At 43.1% G+C, this 3,283-nt stretch carries 2 protein-coding genes; both read right to left on the reverse strand.

Translation table 11 applies throughout. The features are described from left to right. Positions 1–85: 85 nt before the first annotated feature. Positions 86–1,300, reverse strand: a complete 1,215-nt coding sequence (locus tag BKD12_RS16200) for an IS256 family transposase (protein ID WP_070090373.1) — start codon at positions 1,298–1,300, stop codon at positions 86–88. Positions 1,301–1,635: 335 nt separating this feature from the next. Then, entirely contained in the window at positions 1,636–3,204 is a 1,569-nt protein-coding gene (locus BKD12_RS16205) for an IS3 family transposase (protein ID WP_070090374.1), read from the reverse strand. Positions 3,205–3,283 lie beyond the last annotated feature (79 nt).

Raw genomic sequence — 3,283 nt, forward strand, 5'->3', positions numbered from 1 at the left:
AAAAAGTGGTTGACATTTGCAAAATGCCGAAGGGATAAGGTGAAGACAGGAGCTGGATGTGTTTACATCCACTCCTGTTTTCTGTTTACAGATATGCTGTCAGTCTTTCATCGTATAAAATGATCAGCTGGTTCAACACCTGATCCCAGTTTCGATAACGCTGAGTCCACTTCTTTGTTACATTTCTACTTGCAAGGAACAGCATCTTTTCAAGAGCTGTATCACTTGGAAACACACTCTTTGTTTTTGTAACTTTCCTGTATTGGCGGTTCAGACCTTCTATGATGTTTGTAGTATACATGATTCTGCGAATATCTCCGGAAAACTGGAAGAAAGAACTCACATCTTCCCAGTTATTTTCCCAGTTGCTGATCGCATAGGGATATTTTTTCCCCCATTTATCCTTAACCGTTTCCAGTTCCGAAAGAGCTGCAGATTCATTGGGCGCATTATAGACAGCCTTGAAATCTGTGGAAAATTTCTTCAGATCGTTATAATTCACATATTTAAAGGAATTACGCAGCATATGGATTACACAGCGCTGGATCTGTGCCTGGGTGAAAACGGCCTGGATTGCGTCTTTGAATCCGGGGAGACCGTCCACGCAGAAAAACAGAACATCCTGCACACCACGGTTTTTCAGGTCGTTGAGCATCCCCAGCCAGAATTTACTGGTTTCATTCGCTCCCACAGTAATACTGAGAATCTCCTTGTATCCTTCCACGGTAACTCCCAGTACAATATAAGCAGCACGGCTGAGGATCCTGCCATCTTCACGGACTTTATAATGGATGCAGTCCATGAAGACGAAGGGATATACAGGGTTCAACGGACGTGACTGCCACTCCTTTACTTCCGGCAGGATCTTGTCCGTGATTTTGCTGACCATTTCAGCAGAAAGTTCGATCCCATAAAGTTCCTGGAGCTGATCATGAATATCCCTTGTGCTCATTCCGCGGGCATAGAGAGAGATTACCTTTTCTTCAATGCCGGAAATATCCCGCTGATATTTCGGAATCAGCTTTGGTTCAAACTCACCATTGCGGTCACGAGGAACATCGATTTGAAACTCCCCGTACTGGCTTTTGAGTGTTTTGCTGGAATGACCGTTCCTTTTATTGTCGCTTTTAAGATCACCCTTACAATTTTTTTCATAACCCAGAGTTGCGTCCATCTCGGCTTCCAGTAGTTCCTGCAGGATATCTTTGAAGCTGTCTTTAAGGAGGGAGTAAACATCAGCCACACTGGTAATGTTGTTTTCTGTAATAATCTGTCGGATTTGGTCTTTTGCTACTGCCATAAATAAACTCCTTTTCGATAAGAATTGTCATATCTATAATTCTTACCAAAAAGGAGCCATTTTTTACCAAAGCCACAAAGTTTTTTACACTACCGTGAAATAAGATGAATGCTCTCTGTAGTAACTGTGTAGTGGTTTCTGCAGGGGGCGTTTTGTTATTGTGGTGTGGCTCTTTATGCGCAGACATCTAATTTTTCTTTTAGTATATAGGCTCTGTTGCACTGCGGGCATTGATTTTTTCTGGCTGTTGATACGCTGTTAGCGTCGGGCGATTTTCACCATTCAGGGGATGCGGACATTTTCTTGGACCATTAATCCTTCGTTATCCCCATTTATCATGCTGCTATAAGTCCTTGGCTCTGTCGGTATTGAATTGGACTCAACCCTCCGAGGGAAAGCTTAATTCTTTTTTCTGCGTACCAGTGTATATATTCATCGAGAATCTTGATAAACTCCTCGATAGTAACATCTCTCCATGAGCGACCATAAAACATTTCATTTTTAAGGCGGCCAAAGAAACCTTCGCAAGCGGAGTTATCAGGAGAGCACCCTTTTCTTGACATAGATCTGGTTAATCCTGCGTTTTCCATTCTCTCGATCCAGCCTGGCCAGCGGTAGTGTGCTCCTCGATCACTATGGACGATTGGGTGTTCATTTTCCTTTAGGGTGCCGATAGCATTATCAAGCATAGTATTAACGAGCGCGGCATCTGGTGACGTTCCGATTGTCCATGAAACAGGAAGACCATCAAAACAATCTATAATCGGGGATAGATAGATCTTTCCTGCCGGTATGTGAAACTCAGTGATATCTGTCAGCCACTTCATATTTGGCTGTTCGGCATGAAAATCGCGCTTAATTACGTTCGGTACTGCAGGTGTTATCTCTCCCTTGTATGAGTTATATTTCTTTCGTTTTATACTAAGGACAGTAAGTTTATCTTCTTTCATGATCCGACGGACTACCTTTTCCGAAACGATGATTTTCTCGCTTTTGAGAGAACTATGAATGCGACGATAACCATATCTGCCTGAGGAGTTATCGAACACCGTTTGGATCTTCTTGCGAAGTTTGCTATATTTATCCGGAACCTTTAAAGCTGCTTGATGATAACAATAGCTGCTCTTGGCCATGTGGAAGACATCCAGTAATTCATGGAGTTTATAATTATTGCGAAGGGCGCCAATCACGATTGCTTTTTCCCGATTGGTCAGCTTATCAAGACTGACGCCCTCATCTTTTTTTATGATTTCGGCTGCTTTCTCGAGTACATCTTTTTCAAGCCGGAGTCGATAAACCTGTCGCTGAAGCTCTTCAGCCTCGCTGTGAAGTTGTTCGATTTCCTTCTTCAGGGAATTAATTTCATCCGTAGTTGCGACCTTAGTATCTCGCTTCTTTTTGGGCATGGGTGATACGTTTCCTTTCCCGACAAGATCCCAGGCCCAGTTATACACAGAATATCGGCTTACATTATATTTATCAGCAATCTCCTGTGCGCTTCCATCTCTGGTACATAATTCGATGGCGGCCTGTTCTTTCTGCTCTTTCGATAAATGTACCAAAGATTGGCTGTTAGTGCAAGGCCGCACCTCGTCCGGCAGATCTTGTTTTATCCATTCTGTTAATTGCTGCCGGGTGGGATACCCGAGAGCTTTAACTGTTCTAGATTTGCTCCGGCCATGCTCAACATAGTACTGAATGGCGGTCCGGCGCTGTTCTTCACTATATTTGTTAGTTTTATTGTATGATTTATGCAGATCGCCGTTCTGCTCATACTCTTTATACCAGAGCTTTATCGAATGAGAAGATGGAGGATATCCAAGTTCTCTATAAACTGATGCATAACTCTTCTCGTATTGGATATAGAGCTTTACGGCTCTTAACCTGTCTTCGTAGGAATACATGTGCGTGACCTCCTCCTATTAATGACCTCATTTGGTCCAGGATTTCGTCCGCATCCCCTCAGAGTCGGATTAAAAACGC

This window comes from Merdimonas faecis, from assembly GCF_001754075.1.
GTDB classification, from domain to species: domain Bacteria; phylum Bacillota; class Clostridia; order Lachnospirales; family Lachnospiraceae; genus Merdimonas; species Merdimonas faecis.

What these genes read in the sequence shown, in the direction of transcription:
- BKD12_RS16200 (WP_070090373.1), bottom strand. Translation starts at nt 1,300, where the DNA reads ATGGCAGTAGCAAAAGACCAAATCCGACAGATTATTACAGAAAACAAC.
- BKD12_RS16205 (WP_070090374.1), bottom strand. Translation starts at nt 3,204, where the DNA reads ATGTATTCCTACGAAGACAGGTTAAGAGCCGTAAAGCTCTATATCCAA.